General features: G+C 43.7%; 18 protein-coding genes. 9 read left to right on the forward strand and 9 right to left on the reverse strand.

Annotated elements, in window-relative coordinates:
- Positions 1-17 precede the first annotated feature (17 nt).
- Entirely contained in the window at positions 18-1,544 is a 1,527-nt protein-coding gene (locus MHB62_RS05025; protein WP_003245641.1) for a mechanosensitive ion channel, read from the reverse strand.
- Between the two features lie 162 nt (positions 1,545-1,706).
- On the opposite strand from MHB62_RS05025, the gene spoVR reads away from it, so the two are divergent.
- Positions 1,707-3,113: a stage V sporulation protein SpoVR gene (gene spoVR, locus MHB62_RS05030; RefSeq protein WP_003233364.1), complete on the forward strand. Its 1,407-nt coding sequence runs from the start codon at positions 1,707-1,709 to the stop codon at positions 3,111-3,113.
- A 29-nt stretch (positions 3,114-3,142) separates the two neighbouring features.
- Here spoVR and phoA read toward each other — a convergent pair whose 3' ends face one another.
- Positions 3,143-4,528 carry an alkaline phosphatase PhoA gene (phoA, locus tag MHB62_RS05035; RefSeq protein WP_010886458.1) on the reverse strand — a complete coding sequence of 462 codons (1,386 nt, stop codon included), beginning with the start codon at positions 4,526-4,528 and terminating at the stop codon, positions 3,143-3,145.
- 529 nt (positions 4,529-5,057) lie between these two features.
- Here phoA and lytE point away from each other — a divergent pair.
- Positions 5,058-6,062, forward strand: a complete 1,005-nt coding sequence (lytE, locus tag MHB62_RS05040) for a peptidoglycan endopeptidase LytE (protein ID WP_003244816.1) — start codon at positions 5,058-5,060, stop codon at positions 6,060-6,062.
- A 70-nt stretch (positions 6,063-6,132) separates the two neighbouring features.
- On the opposite strand, the gene citR is transcribed toward lytE, so the two are convergent.
- The gene (citR, locus tag MHB62_RS05045) at positions 6,133-7,008 is read right to left on the reverse strand and encodes a transcriptional regulator CitR (RefSeq protein WP_032721233.1); all 876 of its coding nucleotides are present in this window, start codon (positions 7,006-7,008) and stop codon (positions 6,133-6,135) included.
- Positions 7,009-7,116: 108 nt separating this feature from the next.
- Between citR and citA the strand changes: the two genes are divergently transcribed.
- The 4 genes from citA (at position 7,117) to MHB62_RS05065 (ending at position 12,280) form a co-directional block, all read left to right on the forward strand.
- Complete coding sequence (citA, locus tag MHB62_RS05050) at positions 7,117-8,217, forward strand: citrate synthase CitA (protein WP_032721234.1); 1,101 nt, start codon at positions 7,117-7,119, stop codon at positions 8,215-8,217.
- A gap of 73 nt (positions 8,218-8,290) precedes the next feature.
- The gene (locus MHB62_RS05055) at positions 8,291-9,160 is read left to right on the forward strand and encodes an SDR family oxidoreductase (RefSeq protein WP_032721235.1); all 870 of its coding nucleotides are present in this window, start codon (positions 8,291-8,293) and stop codon (positions 9,158-9,160) included.
- A gap of 248 nt (positions 9,161-9,408) precedes the next feature.
- Positions 9,409-10,806 carry a branched-chain amino acid transporter BcaP gene (gene bcaP, locus MHB62_RS05060; RefSeq protein WP_032721236.1) on the forward strand — a complete coding sequence of 466 codons (1,398 nt, stop codon included), beginning with the start codon at positions 9,409-9,411 and terminating at the stop codon, positions 10,804-10,806.
- 118 nt (positions 10,807-10,924) lie between these two features.
- Positions 10,925-12,280 (forward strand): sodium-dependent transporter, encoded by a 1,356-nt coding sequence (locus MHB62_RS05065; RefSeq protein ID WP_003233348.1) that lies wholly within the window; start codon positions 10,925-10,927, stop codon positions 12,278-12,280.
- Positions 12,281-12,315: 35 nt separating this feature from the next.
- Here the strand turns inward: MHB62_RS05065 and MHB62_RS05070 are convergent, their stop codons facing one another.
- Positions 12,316-13,725, reverse strand: coding sequence for a PLP-dependent aminotransferase family protein (locus tag MHB62_RS05070; RefSeq protein WP_032721237.1), 1,410 nt, complete (start codon positions 13,723-13,725; stop codon positions 12,316-12,318).
- 109 nt (positions 13,726-13,834) lie between these two features.
- Between MHB62_RS05070 and MHB62_RS05075 the strand changes: the two genes are divergently transcribed.
- Positions 13,835-14,263, forward strand: coding sequence for a GNAT family N-acetyltransferase (locus tag MHB62_RS05075; RefSeq protein WP_015252470.1), 429 nt, complete (start codon positions 13,835-13,837; stop codon positions 14,261-14,263).
- A 31-nt stretch (positions 14,264-14,294) separates the two neighbouring features.
- Here the strand turns inward: MHB62_RS05075 and MHB62_RS05080 are convergent, their stop codons facing one another.
- The 3 genes from MHB62_RS05080 to sigM are packed head-to-tail and all read right to left on the reverse strand — an operon-like array spanning position 14,295 to position 16,130.
- The gene (locus MHB62_RS05080) at positions 14,295-14,585 is read right to left on the reverse strand and encodes an anti-sigma-M factor (protein ID WP_003233341.1); all 291 of its coding nucleotides are present in this window, start codon (positions 14,583-14,585) and stop codon (positions 14,295-14,297) included.
- Positions 14,573-15,649 carry an anti-sigma factor gene (locus tag MHB62_RS05085; protein WP_010886459.1) on the reverse strand — a complete coding sequence of 359 codons (1,077 nt, stop codon included), beginning with the start codon at positions 15,647-15,649 and terminating at the stop codon, positions 14,573-14,575. The genes MHB62_RS05080 and MHB62_RS05085 overlap by 13 nt, the downstream gene beginning before the upstream one ends.
- Positions 15,639-16,130 carry an RNA polymerase sigma factor SigM gene (gene sigM, locus MHB62_RS05090; protein ID WP_003224177.1) on the reverse strand — a complete coding sequence of 164 codons (492 nt, stop codon included), beginning with the start codon at positions 16,128-16,130 and terminating at the stop codon, positions 15,639-15,641. The genes MHB62_RS05085 and sigM overlap by 11 nt, the downstream gene beginning before the upstream one ends.
- 196 nt (positions 16,131-16,326) lie before the next feature.
- On the opposite strand from sigM, the gene akrN reads away from it, so the two are divergent.
- Positions 16,327-17,322 (forward strand): aldo/keto reductase AkrN, encoded by a 996-nt coding sequence (gene akrN / locus MHB62_RS05095; RefSeq protein ID WP_032721238.1) that lies wholly within the window; start codon positions 16,327-16,329, stop codon positions 17,320-17,322.
- A gap of 134 nt (positions 17,323-17,456) precedes the next feature.
- On the forward strand, positions 17,457-18,056 hold the full coding sequence (locus MHB62_RS05100; RefSeq protein WP_003233335.1) for a 1-acylglycerol-3-phosphate O-acyltransferase: 600 nt from the start codon (positions 17,457-17,459) through the stop codon (positions 18,054-18,056).
- 65 nt (positions 18,057-18,121) lie between these two features.
- Here the strand turns inward: MHB62_RS05100 and MHB62_RS05105 are convergent, their stop codons facing one another.
- Complete coding sequence (locus MHB62_RS05105) at positions 18,122-19,456, reverse strand: hemolysin family protein (RefSeq protein WP_009966903.1); 1,335 nt, start codon at positions 19,454-19,456, stop codon at positions 18,122-18,124.
- 60 nt (positions 19,457-19,516) lie between these two features.
- Entirely contained in the window at positions 19,517-19,948 is a 432-nt protein-coding gene (gene cueR / locus MHB62_RS05110; protein WP_010886460.1) for a Cu(I)-responsive transcriptional regulator, read from the reverse strand.
- Between the last annotated feature and the right edge of the window lie 12 nt (positions 19,949-19,960).

Consider the following 19,960-nt stretch of genomic DNA (forward strand, 5'->3'; position numbering starts at 1 on the left):
GGGTGCATGTTTTTTGCTTACATGTCATTCGGCGGATTTTGGTTTTTACGGTTTTTTTCGATTTCTGTGTTTTGCATTTTGCGTTCAAATGTAGACAGATAACGTGATGCAAAATCCTTACCGCCAAGGCCGAAGGATAAACCAAAAGCAAGTGCGAAGCCGCTAAGAACGATGATGAACGCGGAATTGACGATTGTCGCAGCGACACCCAGCTGATCCAGGGCCATAAAGAAAGCAAGTGCGATAATCGTATATTTAGCAATAGGCGCTAAAGACTTGAATTCCTGACCTTTTATCATGCTTGCGAGCACTTTTCTCACCAATTCTCCTGCGTAAAGGCCGAGTCCGAGAATGAATACTGCGACAAGGACATTCGGCAGATACGCGATGATGCCGGTGGCAATTTCTACGAGGAAGTGCAGCCGAACAATTTGAAGCGCCTCAGCTGTAAAGAGCAGAATGACAATGATTTGCGCAATCATACCGACAACTTGAGACAAGGACAGCTTTGCAGGCGTTCCGGCTTCCATGCCCATTTTCCCTAAGACAGAATCAAAGCCTGCGCGATGGAGCAGTCCGGACACCATGGATTTCACCCATTTTCCTGCCCAGATACCCGCTAATACAAGCACGATGGCAATCATGATGTTCGGAAGCATGTTTAAAATCGTATTCAGCATAGAGACAGCTGGTTTTGAAATGCCGGCGACATCCAGCTGATCAAGCGCTGAAATGACCACCGGAATCATAATGAGCACATAAGCGATTGTTCCGATGACTGCTGAAAGGCTTGTGTCTTTTAAGTAAATTGATAAACCCATACGTGCCGCGAATCTTTCGGTGCCGATGCTTGCAAGGAAATTCGTAATGATATCACGGACAAGGCGGGCAACAAGCCATCCGATTAATACGATAAGCGCCGCTGCAAATAATTTCGGCAGAAAAGCGAGCACGCTTTCCATCATATTTGTAAAAGGACCTGAAATGCCGCTGATTTTCAAAGAAGATAAGACCCCTGGCAGAAAAACAAGCAGCACGAGATAAAAGACAATTTGTGAAGCGGTATTGACAGCCTGGTGAATATCTTTTCCTTCAGACACCAAATTCCACTTGCGCAGTTTGTCACTCGTGTTCAGCTTCATCCCGATTTTTTTGACAAGGAAGCTCAAAACAGAAGCTGCAGCCCATCCTAACAGCAGAATGAGTCCGGCTTTCAGCACGCTTGGGATCGCAGCTGCAATCGCCGAAAGCATACTGACAAACGGCGATGCCACTGTTGTCAGGTGCAAAATGTTAAAGAATAAAATAAAGACGATGATCAGTGCGATAAAATAAACGACCTTGCTTATGACTTTTTCCGAGGAATAGCGTGAAGGCTTTTTCCCAGCAAAGAGCTTGTCGTCGATTTTTGTTTTGCTGAGTCCTTTGTATACCGCTTTTTCAATGATTTTAGCAATAGCCCAGCCGATTAATAAGACGAGTAAAGCAATGATTACGTTTGGCAGCTTACTGAGATAAGAAGAAAACACGTCTGCTACATTCAATTGGTATCGCTCCTTTTTCGTAGTATGGTGTGTGTTTACCCACTTATCCAATAAGCAAACAGATGAATGTGCCGGGGGAATTTTTTCTTGCCCGAGTGAGACTATCATCTTTTGTCTGGCGGGCTCATACATTATAGATAAGTCCAAGTAGGGGGGATTCGGTTGAACGCGGAGGAGAAGAAGGGATTACAGCGGGCAATTGAGGAAATTACCGAAATTGCAAAAGGATTCGGCCTTGATTTCTACCCGATGAGATATGAAATCTGCCCGGCTGAAATTATTTATACATTTGGCGCGTACGGGATGCCGACAAGATTCAGCCACTGGAGCTTCGGCAAGCAGTTTCACAAGATGAAGCTGCACTATGATCTAGGGTTAAGTAAGATCTATGAGCTGGTCATTAACTCAGATCCATGCTACGCTTTTTTGCTGGACAGCAACTCACTGATCCAAAATAAATTGATTGTCGCACACGTTCTTGCTCATTGCGATTTCTTCAAAAACAACTGCCGTTTCCAAAACACGAAGCGCGATATGGTGGAAAGCATGGCGGCAACAGCTGAACGGATAAAACACTATGAACAGGTTCACGGGATAAAAGAAGTCGAATCTTTTTTAGATGCAATCCTTTCGATTCAGGAGCATATCGATCCGTCGTTGGTCCGACCAAAGCTCCAATGGAGTGTGGATGATGAGGAAGAGGAGATTGAAGAGGCAGCCACGCCTTACGATGATCTATGGTCTTTAGATGAAAAGAAACCGAAAAAACAAGTGAAAAAATCGAAAAAACCGTTCCCGCCGCGGCCTGAAAAAGATATCCTGCTTTTTATCGAGGAGCATTCCCGGGAGCTGGAGCCATGGCAGCGTGATATATTAACGATGATGAGAGAGGAAATGCTTTATTTCTGGCCTCAGCTGGAAACCAAGATTATGAATGAGGGCTGGGCTTCCTATTGGCACCAGAGAATTATACGTGAGCTTGATTTAACCTCTGATGAAGCGATCGAGTTCGCCAAGCTGAATGCAGGTGTCGTTCAGCCGTCCAAAACAGGCATTAATCCTTATTATTTAGGGCTGAAAATATTTGAAGACATTGAAAAGAGGTACAACAACCCGACGGAGGAAATGAAGAAAATGGGCGTGCAGCCTGACTCCGGCCGGGAGAAAATGTTTGAGGTCAGGGAGATTGAATCCGATATCTCTTTCATCCGCAATTATTTAACCAAAGAATTAGTCATGCGCGAGGATCTTTATTTATTTCAAAAACAGGGCCGAGATTATAAAATCATCGATAAACAGTGGAAGTCGGTGCGCGACCAGCTCGTAAGCATGCGGGTAAATGGCGGTTTTCCATATTTGACAGTAAACGACGGCGATTATATGAAAAATAACGAACTCTATATTAAGCATTGGTATGAGGGCATAGAGTTGGATTTGAAATATTTGGAGAAAGTGCTTCCTTATTTATTCCAGCTTTGGGGAAGAAGCGTGCACATTGAGTCTGTGCTTGAGGATAAGGAAGTCATGTTTTCGTACGACGGAAAAGGTGTTCACCGCAGATATTTATAAAAAAGAGGATGCAGCGTTCTGCATCCTTTTTATTTTCCAGTTTTTAAAATCTTAAATATGATGTTTGCCTGGTCCGTATTGTTAATCAATCCGCGGAATTTTTCTTTTCCGGGGCCGTACGCGTATACCGGTACTTCTTCGCCGGTATGATCGGTACTCGTCCATCCGCTGTTGGAGCGGGTATTAAAAATCTTGATGATGGCTTTGGAGGCCCCTTTGCTTTTGTCAGCCTGTGCAGCTGCTTCAACGCTTTTGATTTCTTCAGATGTGACTTTCAGATTGGCATAGCGGGCGAGCACATCTTTAACCGGCTTGCCTTCACTGATTTTTTTGGCCATGAATTCAGGTGTTTTCTTAGCGGAGAGAATCGGTTCTGCGTGCCAATTCTTTTCCCCGTTTGCGCCAATGGTAAAGCCGCCGGTTGTATGGTCAGCAGTTGCAATCACAAGTGTATGTTTGTCTTTTTTCGCAAATTCAATCGCGGCTTTATAGGCCTGTTCAAAATCTTTAACCTCGCTCATGGCTCCTACTGTATCATTGTCATGGGCCGCCCAGTCAATCTGGCTCCCTTCGACCATCAAGAAAAATCCTTTTTTATTTTGGTTCAGGCGATCAATTGCTGAAACCGTCATGTCTTTGAGAGACGGTGTTTTACTGTCACGGTCGAGCGCTTTAGCAAGCCCTCCATCTGCGAAAAGCCCGAGCACCTGCTGATCTTTATTTTTTTTCAATGCTTGTTTAGTTGTCACATAGCTGTAGCCGGCTTGTTTGAATTCCTTTGTCAAGTTTCTGTCCTTGCGGTTAAAATAAGATTTTCCGCCGCCGAGCAGCACGTCTATTTTATGTTTGCCTTTTATCTTGTCATCCATATAGCTGTTGGCGATTTGGTCCATGTTTTTCCGTGATTCATTGTGGGCGCCATATGCGGCTGGAGTGGCGTGGTTAATTTCAGACGTGGCGACAAGCCCTGTTGACTTGCCTTGCTGTTTGGCCTCTTCAAGTACAGATTTCACTTTTTTTCCGTTTTTATCGACGCCAATTGCATTGTTATATGTCTTAACGCCTGTCGCTAATGCTGTTCCGGCTGCTGCTGAATCTGTAATATTATAGTCAGGGTCATCCGGATGCGTCATCATCATGCCTGTCAGGTTCCGGTCAAATTCTGTTAACTTCGGGTTATTCGGTGTGTCACCGTTATTTTTCATGGAACGGTAGGCTCTTATGTAAGGCGTCCCCATGCCGTCGCCTATCATCACAATGACATTTCTGATCTCAGCTTTGTCTTGTTTTTTGGCGCTGGCCTTTTCTGTTTGCTGAAGCTCAGCTCCGGCAAAGATTCCAGCTGTAAGGACAGAAACAGCGGCGATTGGCAGAAGTTTTGATTTCATATTTTGAAACAAACTCATTTTTTTCATGCCTCCTTTAATGTATTCCGTTTATCATGTTAGGGAAACTTTGTTAAATGCGGCTGTTGATCATGTAAACAATAAGTAAAGCCTTGTAAGGAAATGAAAAAACGCTTTTCGTTATCTTGCCTTATTTGATGTAAAGCATTCATTTTTCAGAAAAATCTTTACCTCTCTGTCTTTGCATGATATGTTTGTTTAAATAAAAAAACTGCGGATAACCACAGCTCTCCTCGAATATACTTTATCACTCATTTTTCCGATATATGAGCCGACCCCGAAAGTTTTTCATTTATTTCCTTTATGTTGAAAAACATCCCATAAAACATGACAAAAGCACTCGTTTTTTGTCACCTTTGCAATGAAAATGAAATATTTAATACCCTTAAAAACTTTTTTTTAGAACGAATAATTAAGAAATTTGTCACATGAAGTCAAGACTATTTCTGATGGGAATCTATCCTTATAATAGAAATCAATAAGATTAATTTAAAAAAAGAGATACATATATAGAGAGTTAACATTTGGGGAGGAAAATATGAAAAAGCAAATCATTACAGCTACGACAGCAGTTGTTTTAGGATCGACGTTATTTGCAGGAGCGGCATCTGCACAAAGCATTAAGGTGAAAAAAGGCGACACGTTATGGGATCTTTCAAGAAAATACGACACAACGATCAGTAAAATTAAATCAGAGAACCACCTTCGTTCAGACATTATTTATGTGGGACAAACTTTATCGATTAACGGCAAATCTACAAGTTCAAAAAGCAGCAGTTCTTCTTCCTCTTCTTCTACATACAAAGTAAAGAGCGGGGACAGCCTTTGGAAAATTTCAAAAAAATACGGCATGACAATCAATGAACTGAAGAAGCTGAATGGCTTAAAATCAGATTTGCTTCGTGTTGGACAAGTCCTGAAACTGAAAGGTTCAACTAGTTCAAGCAGCTCCAGCTCATCAAAAGTGTCATCGTCTTCAACTTCTACTTATAAAGTGAAGAGCGGAGACAGCCTTTCTAAAATTGCGAGCAAATACGGCACTACGGTTAGCAAATTAAAAAGCTTAAACGGCTTAAAATCAGATGTAATCTATGTCAACCAAGTATTGAAGGTGAAAGGAACAAGCACAAGCAGCTCAAAACCTGCTTCATCTTCATCGTCTTCAAGCAGCAAAACGTCATCTACATCACTTAATGTGAGCAAGCTGGTTTCTGATGCAAAAGCGTTAGTCGGAACGCCATATAAATGGGGCGGAACGACAACTTCAGGCTTTGACTGCAGCGGATTCATTTGGTACGTACTGAATAAACAAACAAGTGTGGGCAGAACAAGCACTGCAGGATACTGGAGTTCTATGAAGAGCATTGCCAGCCCGTCTGTTGGTGATTTCGTCTTCTTCACAACATATAAATCCGGCCCTTCTCACATGGGGATTTACATTGGAAACAACAGTTTCATTCATGCAGGATCTGACGGCGTACAAATCAGCAGCCTGAACAACAGCTACTGGAAGCCTCGTTACCTCGGTGCGAAAAGATTCTAATTTTTAGAGAAAACCCGTTCATTGGAACGGGTTTTTTTCATTAGACGGAGCACAGGCGTTTTGGTTGCTCCTAAAAATGAAAATGTGATAAAAAATCCAAGAACTTTTTTTCTTTCTTATTTTCATAAAGGGCAATCGCGTAAGCGCCGGCATAGGGCAGCTGTACAGACTGATAAGGAATTCTGATCATCTGTTTCTCTGCTAACTCACGCTTTACTGTAGATAAAGGCAGAAATGAAACTCCGAGTCCTTCCTTGATAAACCGTTTCGTTATATGTGTTTGAGTGACCTTCATTGTTCTCACAAATGGAAAAGTCATTCTGACTTGACGGAGCAAGTCGTCCCAGTAATCAGGGTGATTGTGGGTCAAAAGCAGGTATTGTTCGAGCACCTCTTTGGCATCAATTTCGTTGTCTTCTATGAAACGCTTATCGGGCGGGGCAACAAGGACGACAGGGTCTTTGTATAGGCAGTGGCAGCTTAAAGATGAAGACTGTACCTTTAAACCGCTTAGTCCGATATCTGCTTCCCCGGCTTTAATCAGTGACGCGATTTCCGCTGATTCGAAAATTGTAACCGCCATTTCTGTTTCCGTATTCATTGCTGTGTACCGTTTCATGACAGAAGGAAGCACAGTATCTGCAATAAGCGGAGAAACCGCGAGCTGTAAGGTTTGAGAGTAGCCTTGTCTCACTCTGTGAAGCTCTGCCATGCTGTTTTCATAATCATCAAGAAGCCTGAGCGCATACGGCAAATACGCCCTGCCTTCATCAGTCAGCTGGATTTGCCTGCCTTTACGCTCGAACAGCTTGCAGCTGATTTCTTTTTCTAATTGCTTGATATGTACGGTCACAGTAGGCTGAGATAAGAAAAGCGTTTCCGCCGTTTTTCGGAAGTTCTCATATTTTGCAGCGGTCACAAAGGTGTGAAGCCATTTGAAATCCATTTCTATTCTCCCTCTGATTAATATTTTTAATTAATTCCCTTTAAAATATTCATTATTTTTTAAATATTATATTTACTATAATAACAGAAAAGGATAGGGGGAATACAAATGGTACATTACGGATTAAAGGGAATTACATGTGTAGAAACATCCATCAGCCATATTGATGGTGAAAAAGGGCGTCTGATTTACAGAGGACATCATGCAAAAGACATCGCACTGAATCATAGCTTTGAAGAAGCGGCTTATTTGATTTTATTTGGAAAACTGCCTTCAACTGAAGAATTGCAGGTATTTAAAGATAAGCTGGCTGCGGAACGGAATCTTCCGGAACACATTGAGCGCTTGATTCAATCACTGCCAAACAACATGGACGATATGTCGGTGCTGAGAACGGTTGTTTCAGCATTGGGGGTAAATACGTACATATTCCATCCGAAAACAGAGGAAGCAATCCGGCTGATTGCAATCACGCCTTCCATCATCGCATACAGAAAAAGATGGACGCGCGGTGAACAAGCAATTGCACCTTCTTCCCAGTACGGACATGTCGAAAACTACTATTATATGCTCACAGGTGAACAACCTTCAGAGGCAAAAAAGAAAGCGCTTGAAACCTATATGATTCTGGCCATGGAACACGGCATGAACGCATCCACTTTTTCGGCACGAGTCACGTTATCAACAGAGAGTGATTTAGTGTCAGCCGTCACGTCTGCTCTCGGCACGATGAAAGGTCCGCTGCACGGAGGCGCTCCTTCTGCGGTGACAAAAATGCTTGAAGACATTGGAGAAAAAGAACATGCTGAAGCATATCTGAAAGAAAAACTCGAAAAAGGAGAGCGCTTGATGGGATTCGGCCACAGGGTGTACAAAACAAAAGACCCGCGGGCAGAAGCTTTAAGACAGAAAGCAGAAGAGGTGGCCGGCAATGACCGTGATCTTGATCTTGCGCTGCATGTAGAAGCAGAAGCGATTCGTTTGCTTGAAATCTACAAACCGGGACGAAAGCTGTACACAAATGTTGAATTTTACGCAGCTGCAGTGATGAAGGCCATCGATTTTGACGATGAATTGTTTACTCCGACCTTTTCAGCAAGCCGAATGGTAGGGTGGTGCGCCCATGTGCTGGAACAGGCAGAAAACAACATGATTTTCCGCCCGTCAGCGAAATATACTGGTGCCATTCCCGAGGAAGTTCTTTCATAACATATTTTGGCGTTTATTCATTTCTGTCGTGTGGTAACGTTCAGTATCAACCACATGTCTAGGAGTGATGAATGTGAACCCAATGGACAGACAAACAGAAGGACAAGAACCGCAGCATCAGGACAGACAGCCGGGCATTGAATCAAAAATGAACCCGCTGCCGCTGTCAGAGGACGAGGATTATCGAGGAAGCGGAAAACTGAAAGGAAAAGTCGCGATCATTACTGGAGGCGACAGCGGAATAGGGAGAGCAGCAGCTATTGCCTTTGCTAAAGAGGGGGCTGATATCTCCATTCTATACTTAGACGAGCATTCGGACGCAGAGGAAACACGTAAACGGATCGAAAAGGAGAATGTCCGCTGCCTGCTTATCCCGGGAGATGTCGGGGACGAGAACCATTGTGAACAAGCTGTGCAGCAAACAGTGGACCATTTTGGTAAACTTGATATCTTAGTGAATAACGCCGCTGAACAGCATCCGCAGGACAGCATTCTCAAAATTTCAACAGAACAGCTGGAAAAAACCTTTCGCACAAATATTTTTTCCATGTTTCATATGACGAAGAAAGCTTTGCCTCACCTGGAAGAGGGGAGTGCCATTATTAATACGACATCGATTACCGCTTATGAAGGGGATACGGCGTTAATTGATTATTCCAGCACAAAGGGTGCGATTGTCTCCTTTACGCGTTCCATGGCGAAGTCGCTTGCAGATAAAGGCATCAGAGTGAATGCGGTGGCGCCCGGTCCGATTTGGACACCGCTTATTCCGGCGACATTCCCTGAGGAAAAAGTGAAACAGCACGGCTTGGATACCCCAATGGGAAGACCGGGACAGCCGGTTGAGCATGCAGGCGCCTATGTTCTGCTGGCGTCTGACGAATCTTCCTATATGACAGGGCAGACCATTCATGTGAATGGCGGCCGTTTTATTTCAACGTAATCAACGAAAAACCAGCTCTAGAGCTGGTTTTTTTGTGCGGTAAAAAATTAAAAATAAAAAATTTGTCGATTTTTCTAACAATTTTGTTTTCATTTTTGCAATTTTATATATAATATTGAGTAGGAGAAAGGAATGATTCGCGACCAGTACAAATATAGTAGAAAAAAAGAAAAATGACCATTGTTGCTCATGAATTCAGAAAATTCAAATAAAATATATAAAAATAGATGATCGGGAGTTGAAGGGGAATGAAAGGGAGCGTTTTTAGGAAGAAAAGCATTCAGGATTTAATCGCTGCGACGAGCGGTGAAAAGTCTTTAAAAAGAGAATTAGGGGCATTTGATTTAACGTTGCTTGGAATCGGCGCCATTATTGGCACAGGGATTTTTGTTCTGACGGGAACAGGTGCAGTCACGGCCGGTCCCGGGCTGACGATTTCATTTGTTGTGGCGGCGCTGGCTTGTTTATTCGCCGCCCTGTCTTACGCGGAATTTGCGTCAAGTGTGCCTGTTTCAGGTTCGGTGTATACATTCACTTATGCGACATTGGGAGAGCTTATGGCCTTTATTATCGGGTGGGATTTAATTTTAGAATACATGCTGGCGGTAAGTGCAGTGTCGGTCGGCTGGTCTGGTTATTTCCAATCGTTTTTATCAGGGCTCGGCATTCATATTCCGGTTGCTTTAACAGCGGCACCGGGCGCAGTGAAAGGCACCTTTACCCTGTTTAATCTTCCTGCATTCGTCATTGTAATGGCGATAACATATTTGCTTTATTTAGGCATCAAAGAATCAAAAAGAGTCAACAATATCATGGTTATCTTGAAGATACTGGTTGTTCTGCTGTTTATCGCGGTGGCAGCCGTTTACGTGAAGCCGCACAACTGGCAGCCGTTTATGCCAATGGGCTTTGGCGGCGTGTTCAGTGCAGCGGCGCTCGTATTCTTTGCTTTTATCGGATTTGACGCTGTATCCTCTGCTGCGGAAGAAACGAAAAATCCCGCGAAGGATCTGCCTAAAGGCATTATTTTCTCTTTATTGGTTTGCACGATTTTATATGTCACCGTATCAGCGATCATGACTGGGGTTATCCCGTTTGCTCAATTTGCGGGTGTAGATCATCCGGTTTCTCTAGTTCTTCAAAGCGCAGGGCAAAATTGGGTGGCAGGCATCATTGATATTGGCGCCGTGTTGGGAATGACAACAGTTATGCTCGTGATGCTTTACGGGCAGACACGCGTCATGTTTGCCATGTCGCGTGACGGACTTGTGCCGGGCTCACTTTCTAAAGTGCATCCAAAGCACAAAACACCTTATGTAGCCACTTGGTTTTTCGGAACGATGTCGGCGCTTCTCGGCTCACTTGTTCCGCTGGATGAACTTGCAAAGCTGGTAAACATCGGAACGTTGTCGGCATTTGTCCTGATTTCTGTGGCAGTTATCGTTTTGAGAAAGAAACAGCCTGATCTTCCGAGAGCTTTTAAATGCCCGGGAGTTCCCGTGATCCCAGGCCTGGCGATTCTGTTCTGCCTGTTCTTGATTTTAAATCTGGGATGGGTGACGATTGTCCGCTTCCTAGTGTGGCTGTTAATCGGCTTGGTAATCTATTTTCTGTATTCAAGAAAGCATTCAAAATTAAATCAATAACCTTTTGATAAAGAGAGCGTCCATACAGGCCGCTCTCTTTTCTGTTCTTGGCAAATGAATCTATAGAAATGAAGACAAAAATAAGAGATAATATAGGCTGGAAAGGAAGTGACGTTTATTGTCTGAGCAAAAACCAGTCCAATGGGCTTCGAAAATCGGTTTCGTCATGGCAGCGGCCGGCTCGGCTATCGGCTTGGGCGCGATTTGGAAGTTCCCTTACGTAGCGGGGACCAATGGGGGAGGAGCCTTTTTTCTTATCTTCGTGTTATTTACCATCCTCTTAGGCTATCCGCTTTTGGTGGGGGAATTTATTTTTGGAAGACGGAACCAGACGAATGCCATTGATGCATATAAAAAAGAAGCGCCGCGATCAGCTTGGTTTCTTACGGGGTGGATCGGCGTAGCCGCGTGTTTCTTAGTGCTGTCGTTTTACAGTGTAATTGGGGGATGGATTTTGCTGTATATCGTAAAAACGGCGTCAGGCTCACTGTCCGGGCTTTCTCAAGCACAGTATGGCGCTCTTTTTGCTTCTATTATCCAAAATCCGGTGCAGACGCTCGCGGCTCAGCTTGTCTTTATGGTACTTACTGTCATCGTTGTCGCAAGAGGGGTTCAAAAAGGGATTGAACGGGTAAGCGCGGTGATGATGCCGATTTTGTTTTTATTGTTTATTCTGCTCGTTCTTCGGTCTCTTACGCTTAATGGTGCAATGGAAGGCGTAAAGTTTCTGCTTGTGCCTCATTTCGGCGATCTGACTCCGGAATCCATATTATTCGCGCTGGGACAGGCCTTCTTTACGTTAACACTGGGGGTTTCGGTGATGGTGACCTACAGCTCCTATTTGCCGAAAACACAAAATATCCCTCGTTCGGCAGCCTCCATTGTCTTGATGAATATCATTGTGACACTCTTGGCAGGTTTGGCTATTTTTCCGGCGGTTTTCTCATTCGGTTTTCAGCCAAATGAAGGACCGACATTGCTGTTTACAGTGCTTCCGGCCGTTTTTGAACAGCTTCCGTTCGGCACGTTGTTTTTTATCGGCTTTCTCGTTGCATTTTTATTTGCAGCCTTAACCTCAGCATTTTCTATGGTTGAAATTATCGTTGCCACAATCGGAAAAGGGGACGAAAAGAAGAGAAAAAAACTGTCATGGACGAGCGGGCTTTTGATCTTTTTGGTCGGAATCCCATGCTGCTTGTCTTATGGCGTTTTGAGTGATGTGCACCTATTTGGCAAAACATTTTTTGATATTGCCGACTTTACCGTCAGCAATGTTTTGATGCCTTCAGGCGCTCTGTTAATTTCTCTATTTATCCCGCTGAAAATTTCGAAAAGCGAACTCTTGGCTGAAATGCGAAATGGATCAAATGCAGGTAAAGCATTCTTTTACACGTGGTTTTATTTGCTTCGTTTTATCGTGCCGCTTGCCATTATTATCGTGTTCTTAAATTTAATCGGAATTTTATCATTTTAAAAAAACAGGCTCCGTTTCCGGGGCCTGTTTTTTATTTAATAAGATGATATCAACGGTGCCCATGCCGTTTTCAGTTTTTGGATGCCGAGCCTGATGTCCTCTTCTAACAAACCGCCATAACCGATTAAGACAGAAGTAAAAGCCGTCTGTTCTATATATAAGGGAGACACGGGATAGATGGTTACACCGTGGTCTGCAGCTGCTTGTATTGCTTCTTCCTCACTTGCTGGAAACAAAAGGCGCAGCAGGATGTGAAGCCCCGAGTTCTTACCGAGAATCTCAACGGTGTTTCCCAGTTCAGAGCGGATGGTTTCTAACAGGATAGCGTGTTTTTTTCGGTATAAGCTTCTCATTCTATTTATGTGTTTTTGCCACTCTCCGGTTTCGATGAAGTCTGCCAGTGTCAATTGCGAGTGGACAGAGACGGTCTGCTTCATTAACTGAGCACTGTTTTTGATCGGTTCCATGAGTTCAGGGGGCACAATCATGAAGCTGAGCCGCAAGGAAGGCAGAAGTGACTTTGAAAAAGTGCCCAGATATATGACTCTGCCATTCGGATCAAGCCCCTGTAAAGACGGAATGGGATGGCCGCTGTAGCGAAATTCTCCATCGTAATCATCTTCTATAATGAATGAATTTGTTTCTGCCGCCCATGCCAGCAGCTCCTGTCTGCGGGTAATCGTCATAATGGTCCCAATCGGAAACTGATGCGAAGGAGTCGTATACATGAGATAAGGATTCTGACGGTAGAGCTCATCCGGCAGGACGCCTTCTGCATCAGAACAAATCGGAGTGACATCCATGTGATTTGCTTCAAACATCCTTCTTGAACGGTGAAAGCCCGGTTCTTCAAAGCCGATTTTTGTACCTGGCTTTAGCGAAAGGCAAAGAATTTGCAGAAGCACGGTGGTTCCTGCGCCGATGATAATCTGGCCGGGCTCGCAATTTACTCCCCGAGACAGCCTGACGAATCGGGCAATCATGTGCCTGAGTTCGTATTCTCCTTGAGGGTCGCCAGAGGTGTGAAACGATCCGGAATAGCGATCAAGACTTTTTACTATGCTTTTTCTCCATGCGTTAAAGGGAAAGAGGGTCGGATCAACGTTGCCTTGATGGAAGTCAATAGCAGGTGCGTTCTTTTCATGTAATCCCGGCTGTACAGACTGCTGAAAATGGTCAGGAGCTGTCGGGAAGCCTGGTTCTACTTCCGCCGCGAACCAGCCGATTTTTGGCTTGCTTTTGACATAGCCCTCAGCAGTTAATTGCTCGTAAGCTCGTTCTATAGTTGCCGTGCTGACATCGAGCAAGCTGGAGAGCCTGCGTTTTGACGGAAGTCTTGTTCCCTTTGTGATTCGCGCATGTGAAATTTCTTGTTTAAAAAAGGTATAAAGCTGTTCATACAGCGGTGTTTTGCTCTTTTTATCAAGAAACGGCGTGATATCCATCTCGTGTCTCCTTTTTATCTGGCATGGTTATTTTTTCTTATATTGGCTATTTGGCAAATGCCATTTATTAGCTATGATCATTGTAACGAAAGGAAAGGGGATTGAGAAGATGATCCATATGAAACAATTAACCTCGAAAGAAGAATGGGCTGAGTCGTATCCGATTATGAGTGAATTGAGAACAGAACTGGATATAGAGACGTATTTACAAAGGCTTGAAGCCTGTGTGCAGAAAGAATCGTATATGCTGTTTGCCTTATATGAAGATACAGCAATCAGAGCGCTGTGCGGGGCTCTGCCGAGAGTTTCCATTCATAAAGGAGAGCACTTGTGGATTGCGGATCTTGTTACAACGGCACCTTGCCGATCAAAGGGATACGGCAAAATGCTTTTGGATTATGCCTCAGACTGGGCGAGAAAAGCCGGACTTGGTTTTGTCAGTCTTTCATCTGGCCTTCAGCGTAAAGACGCACATCGATTTTATACAGATAAAATGGGTTTTACTATAGAAAGTTATTTGTTCCAAAAACCGGTGTAATGAAAAAAAGACGCCTGAAAAGGCGTCTTTTTTAAAAGCCAAACTGTAAATTCGTATCTACAGATACAATGGTATACACACAAATAATTACAAAGAGATTAAGGATGACGCCGAGCAGGCCTGGACCTGTGCGCCCTCTCTTGATGAAGAGTTCAACAACGCCGAACGGAACGGCAGCCATGGCGAACGGAAGCATTTGATAGGAATAAAACGTGACGTTGCTGATAATGGCCAAATTCAGCAACAGCAGGGACAGAACCGCTGTCCCGACAGAGATCCAGCCGAATACATTGTGTTCTTTAAAAATTCTTACCAGTTCCATAATTCCACCTCGCCGACATTCGCTGATTTTACAGATTTATTTTTCAGCATGCGCTGGATTTCCTTGGTTGGCCCTGTAACGACCGAACCGTATACATTGACACCGTTTTTCTCTACATAATCTAATCGGTTATCTACATTCAGGTCTTTCCGTTTTGAAATGACCTGAGCCCATTTTTCGTGTTTGGACATGAATTTTAGGGCGTTGATAAACTGATCGCCATTCGACTTGCCTTTTGTATTAAGGGCGGCCAAGAACTTTGAATCCTTTCCAGGATAGCCAAGAGGTTCTGTGGAAGCTGTCTTATTTGTGTTTTTCTCTGTTTCGATTGCGTTCCACAAAAAGCTCACATCATAGCCTTTGAATTTGTTATACACGTCTTTTGTCGGATATGCACGGTCATATGAAAGGTAGACCTCTGATACCGTTCCTTCAGGCAATGTGCTTAACGTTTTTTCTGCTTTTGCGGTCGTTTGTTCAGACTTGTTTGAAGGATGTGTAAAGTAATGTCCGGTTTTATTCACTTCTAAGTCATAGTAGTTTACTGCCGGCGCTTTTACTTTGTTATAAAACATTTCAACCCGTTCATTCCCTACGGCAGCCGTCTTCGTGCCAATCTGCTTTTGCAGCGGGAATTCCGTATTCATTCCAAATAGCTTCACTTGGCTTTTCAGTCCGGAAGTATCAACAAGAACATTCGGCATGGTCAGGGCTACAGTGACTGCGGCAGTTTCCATAAACTCATTGCCGGTGCTGTGTTTCCCACCCATTCCGTAATAGAGGTAGCTTCCCAGCGTACAAAGCGGCAAAATCATCAATGTCGAAATGACGGCAAGCACAGAAATTCGCAAATAAGACTTGCGTTTGCCGTAGGCTAAAATCGCTTTTTGTTTTTCAGGACTGATGCTGAGATCCCAATCGTTATCGTCCTCTAGTTCGCTGTCAATCAGTTCCTGATATACTTCGAGCTTCTCAAGTTCTTCCTCAAATGCAGTCATTTCCTGGTCGCTCATTTCCCCATTTTTATATTGATCAAAACGCTTTTTAAATTCTTCATTCATCATTAACACCTCTATTATAAAGTGCTTTCAGCCGCTGTCTGGCACGAAATAAAACACTTTTAAAATTCGCCTCTGAAATATTCATAATATGGGATGCTTCTTTGTAGTTTAACTCTTTTAAATAATATAGCGTTAAGGCCTCCCGATAATTATCGGGGAGCTCGGACATATAACCAGTCAGCACTTCCTTTATCTCTACCTGATGGGCAGGACTTTGAACAGCATTTTGAAAGAGGCTTCCGATTAAGTCATCAGAAATGGTTACTTCTTTCTTATGCTTTCTGACGTAATCAATGAAGGCGTTTCGCGCCACTTGAAAAAGCCAGGGCTTTACTTTGCTGTGATCATAGGAGTGAATGTGTATGTATGCCCGCATAAAGGTTTCCTGCAGCAAGTCTTCAGCAAGATGCTTGTCTTTTGTCATGGAGAGCAGGAACCTGTAAACATCATTCATGTACATTTGGTAAATTTCATCGATCGTCACTGCCTTTTCTCCCCTCTATGTTATACACGCATAAGAAAGGTTTAAAGTTGCACATTACATGCAAACGGCTTTTTTATACCTAATCAAACACCATTACTATATAGTACCCAAAAATGGCCGCAAAAGATAGTGCGGAGAAATGTTTAACATTTTTTCCAGAGGGGAAAAGATAGTGAAAAAGTGAAGGAGTGGCACAATGGAATATACCAGTATAGCAGATACAGGAATAGAAGCCTCCAGAATCGGCCTCGGCACATGGGCCATTGGCGGAACGATGTGGGGAGGCACTGACGAAAAAACATCGATTGAAACAATCCGCGCCGCTCTTGATCAGGGGATTACACTGATTGACACCGCGCCGGCTTACGGCTTCGGGCAGTCCGAGGAAATCGTCGGAAAGGCAATCAAAGAGTACGGCAAAAGAGACCAGGTGATTCTCGCAACGAAAACGGCTCTGGACTGGAAGAACAACCAGCTGTTCCGCCATGCGAACAGAGCGAGAATTGTAGAGGAAGTTGAGAATTCTTTGAAGCGGCTTCAAACAGACTATATTGATCTTTATCAGGTGCATTGGCCCGATCCGCTTGTGCCAATTGAAGAAACGGCTGAAGTCATGAAGGAATTATATGATGCGGGAAAAATCCGGGCGATTGGCGTCAGCAATTTTTCAATTGAGCAAATGGATACATTTCGCGCCGTCGCACCTCTCCATACGATTCAGCCTCCATATAATCTGTTTGAAAGAGAGATGGAAGAGAGTGTCCTTCCTTATGCGAAAGATAACAAGATAACAACATTATTATACGGCAGTTTATGCAGAGGGCTGTTAACAGGCAAAATGACTGAAGAATATACATTTGAGGGCGATGATCTGCGTAATCACGATCCAAAATTCCAGAAGCCCCGCTTTAAAGAGTATCTTTCTGCTGTGAATCAATTGGATAAGCTGGCGAAGACACGTTATGGAAAATCAGTGATTCACTTGGCTGTCAGATGGATCTTAGATCAGCCGGGAGCGGATATCGCTCTTTGGGGAGCAAGAAAGCCTGGGCAGCTTGAGGCCCTATCTGAGATTACAGGCTGGACGTTGAACAGTGAAGATCAGAAAGATATCAATACTATATTGGAAAATACGATATCAGACCCTGTCGGACCGGAGTTTATGGCCCCGCCGACCAGAGAGGAAATGTAACAAAAGCTGAGGGCGAATCCTCAGCTTTTTGGCGTTTTAACGGGAGAAATCTTAAAAATTAGTACCAGGTAATAAAAAATGTTGTTATAATAGATGACAGAAAGAATCATTGATTACGACAAAGGAAGTGCGATATGTATAAGTTTTGTGCAAATGCTTTAAAAGTTATTCTTTCTCTTCGCGGAGGAGTGAAGGTGTATAACAAAGAAAACCTTCCGGCCGATTCAGGTTTTGTCATCGCGTGTACACATTCCGGCTGGGTTGATGTGATTACACTCGGAGTCGGGATTCTTCCTTATCAAATACACTACATGGCGAAAAAAGAGCTTTTTCAAAATAAATGGATCGGTTCGTTTCTGAAGAAAATTCATGCCTTTCCGGTAGATCGGGAAAATCCCGGGCCAAGCAGTATTAAAACGCCGATTAAGCTGCTGAAAGAAGGAGAGATCGTCGGTATCTTCCCAAGCGGAACAAGAACCTCTGAGGATGTGCCTTTGAAAAGAGGTGCGGTGACGATTGCGCAAATGGGGAAAGCGCCGCTTGTCCCCGCTGCATATCAGGGCCCTTCAAGCGGAAAAGAATTATTCAAAAAAGGAAAAATGAAGCTGATTATCGGTGAGCCTCTTCACCAGGCTGATTTTGCCCACCTGCCTTCAAAGGAAAGACTTGCAGCAATGACAGAGGCTTTGAATCAGCGGATTAAAGAACTAGAGAATAAACTTGATCAGCTATAAGGCGTTCTGAGAGATTGCCTTGAACTGTGAAAATAAGAAAAGCACCTTATACAAGGTGCTTTTTATTATGCTTCCTGCTGGTTAGCTGTCTCCAGAAGTTCTTCTTCTTGAAGCTTTTTCACTTCAATATATGCGACGTGGTGGCCGTCAATTTCATTAATGATGAATTCGCAGCCCTCTTCGATGATGGAATCATCTTTTTCAACATCGTATTTTTGAGTAAGGAACCAGCCGCCGATTGTGTCGACTTCTTCGTTCTCTAAATGAATGCCTAGCAGGTCGTTTACTTGGTCAATTAACACTTTTCCGTCAAGAATATAATGGCCTTCGCCGATTTTGCGGATTTCGCTAATTTCATCAATATCAAATTCGTCGCGGATTTCACCGACAATTTCCTCAATGATGTCCTCAACCGTCACAAGCCCGGCAGTACCGCCGTATTCATCAGACAATATGGCCATGTGGACCCTCTCTTTTTGCATTTTGACAAGCAGGTCTTGGATTGGCGCAGATTCAATGACATGAATGATCGGGTTGACGAATTGAGAAATGGTGGAATCAACAGATACCTCACCGCTGATGCAGGCGGTCAGCACTTCTTTAATGTTAATAACCCCGATAATGTTATCTTTATCGCCCTCTTCCACAGGGTAGCGGGTATATTTTTCAATCTGAATGATGTCCATCATTTCAGAAATCTTGATATCATGCGGAAGGCTGACAATTTCAGTCCGCGGAATCATAATTTCTTTCGCGAGCCTGTCGTCAAATTCAAAGATTTTATTCACATATTTAAACTCTGATTGGTTGATTTCACCGCTTTTATAGCTTTCAGACAAAATGATTCGCAGCTCTTCTTCTGAGTGTGCCAGTTCGTTTTCTGAAACGGTCTCCAGGCCAAATGCTTTGGTCAATAACCGTGCGGAATTGTTCAAAAGCCAAATGAATGGGAACGCGATGCGGTAAAACCAAATCAGCGGTTTCGCAAACAGCATAGACACTGCTTCCGCCTTTTGGATAGCGACTGTTTTAGGTGCAAGTTCTCCGACAACAACGTGTAAGAACGTGATAATGGCATACGCAAAAATAAACGATATGACATGTGAAAGGGAACCTGGAACATTCATTTGGACGAAAAGCGGGTGAAGCAGCCTTTCGATCGTTGATTCACCTAAAACCCCTAATCCGATGGAAGTCAATGTAATTCCGAGCTGACACGCAGATAAATATTCATCAAGATGCGTGGTCACTTTTTTTACGGCTATTGCTGCTTTATTTCCTTCCGCGATCAGCTGATCGATCCGTGAGCCTCTGATTCTGATAATGGCAAACTCAGATGCCACGAAAAATGCCGTCAGGGCGATTAAAACAGCAACTAAAATCAAATTCACTATGTCCAATTAGAACCTTCACTCTAGCAATGAGAATGAAGGTAACACCTCCTGTTAGATAAAATGGTTTTAACTTAACAGCAGCATAAATGATTGGAACACGGCGAGCTTTTCAGGCGGGAGTTTGCTTTTCAGCTTGTCACGATCCTCGGGCTTCAGCCGTTCAAACCGATGCAAGATTCCGGAGATGTTTTGATTCATATGATCAATTTCTAATGCCAGATTTCCAATTTCATCATCAAGTTTAGCTGAAGAGGGAAACTGGTTCTCCAGTCGATCTTTAATATCGGACAGGGCCAATCGCTGCTTCTTGCAATCTACAATAAATATAAGTCGTTTGAGTGCATTTTCGTCGTAGTAACGGTAATTTGAACAGGATCTGGCCGGCGTAAGCAGACCGAGATTCGTATAATAATCAACTGTCCGTTTCGTTACTCCGGCGAGTGCCGCTAGTTCACTGATGCGATAAGTCTCAGCCCCATCTATATCCCTCCCAACCATCACGTTATAGTT

The organism is Bacillus sp. FSL K6-0255 (assembly GCF_045040725.1).
Taxonomy (GTDB): Bacteria; Bacillota; Bacilli; order Bacillales; family Bacillaceae; genus Bacillus; species Bacillus subtilis.

Bases quoted from the DNA above. Each gene is read 5' to 3' on its own strand.
- phoA (WP_010886458.1), bottom strand. From the start codon at position 4,528: ATGAAAAAAATGAGTTTGTTTCAAAATATGAAATCAAAACTTCTGCCA.
- lytE (WP_003244816.1), top strand. From the start codon at position 5,058: ATGAAAAAGCAAATCATTACAGCTACGACAGCAGTTGTTTTAGGATCG.
- citR (WP_032721233.1), bottom strand. From the start codon at position 7,008: ATGGATTTCAAATGGCTTCACACCTTTGTGACCGCTGCAAAATATGAG.
- citA (WP_032721234.1), top strand. From the start codon at position 7,117: ATGGTACATTACGGATTAAAGGGAATTACATGTGTAGAAACATCCATC.
- bcaP (WP_032721236.1), top strand. From the start codon at position 9,409: ATGAAAGGGAGCGTTTTTAGGAAGAAAAGCATTCAGGATTTAATCGCT.
- MHB62_RS05070 (WP_032721237.1), bottom strand. From the start codon at position 13,725: ATGGATATCACGCCGTTTCTTGATAAAAAGAGCAAAACACCGCTGTAT.
- MHB62_RS05075 (WP_015252470.1), top strand. From the start codon at position 13,835: ATGATCCATATGAAACAATTAACCTCGAAAGAAGAATGGGCTGAGTCG.
- MHB62_RS05080 (WP_003233341.1), bottom strand. From the start codon at position 14,585: ATGGAACTGGTAAGAATTTTTAAAGAACACAATGTATTCGGCTGGATC.
- MHB62_RS05085 (WP_010886459.1), bottom strand. From the start codon at position 15,649: ATGATGAATGAAGAATTTAAAAAGCGTTTTGATCAATATAAAAATGGG.
- akrN (WP_032721238.1), top strand. From the start codon at position 16,327: ATGGAATATACCAGTATAGCAGATACAGGAATAGAAGCCTCCAGAATC.
- MHB62_RS05100 (WP_003233335.1), top strand. From the start codon at position 17,457: ATGTATAAGTTTTGTGCAAATGCTTTAAAAGTTATTCTTTCTCTTCGC.
- cueR (WP_010886460.1), bottom strand. From the start codon at position 19,948: ATGGTTGGGAGGGATATAGATGGGGCTGAGACTTATCGCATCAGTGAA.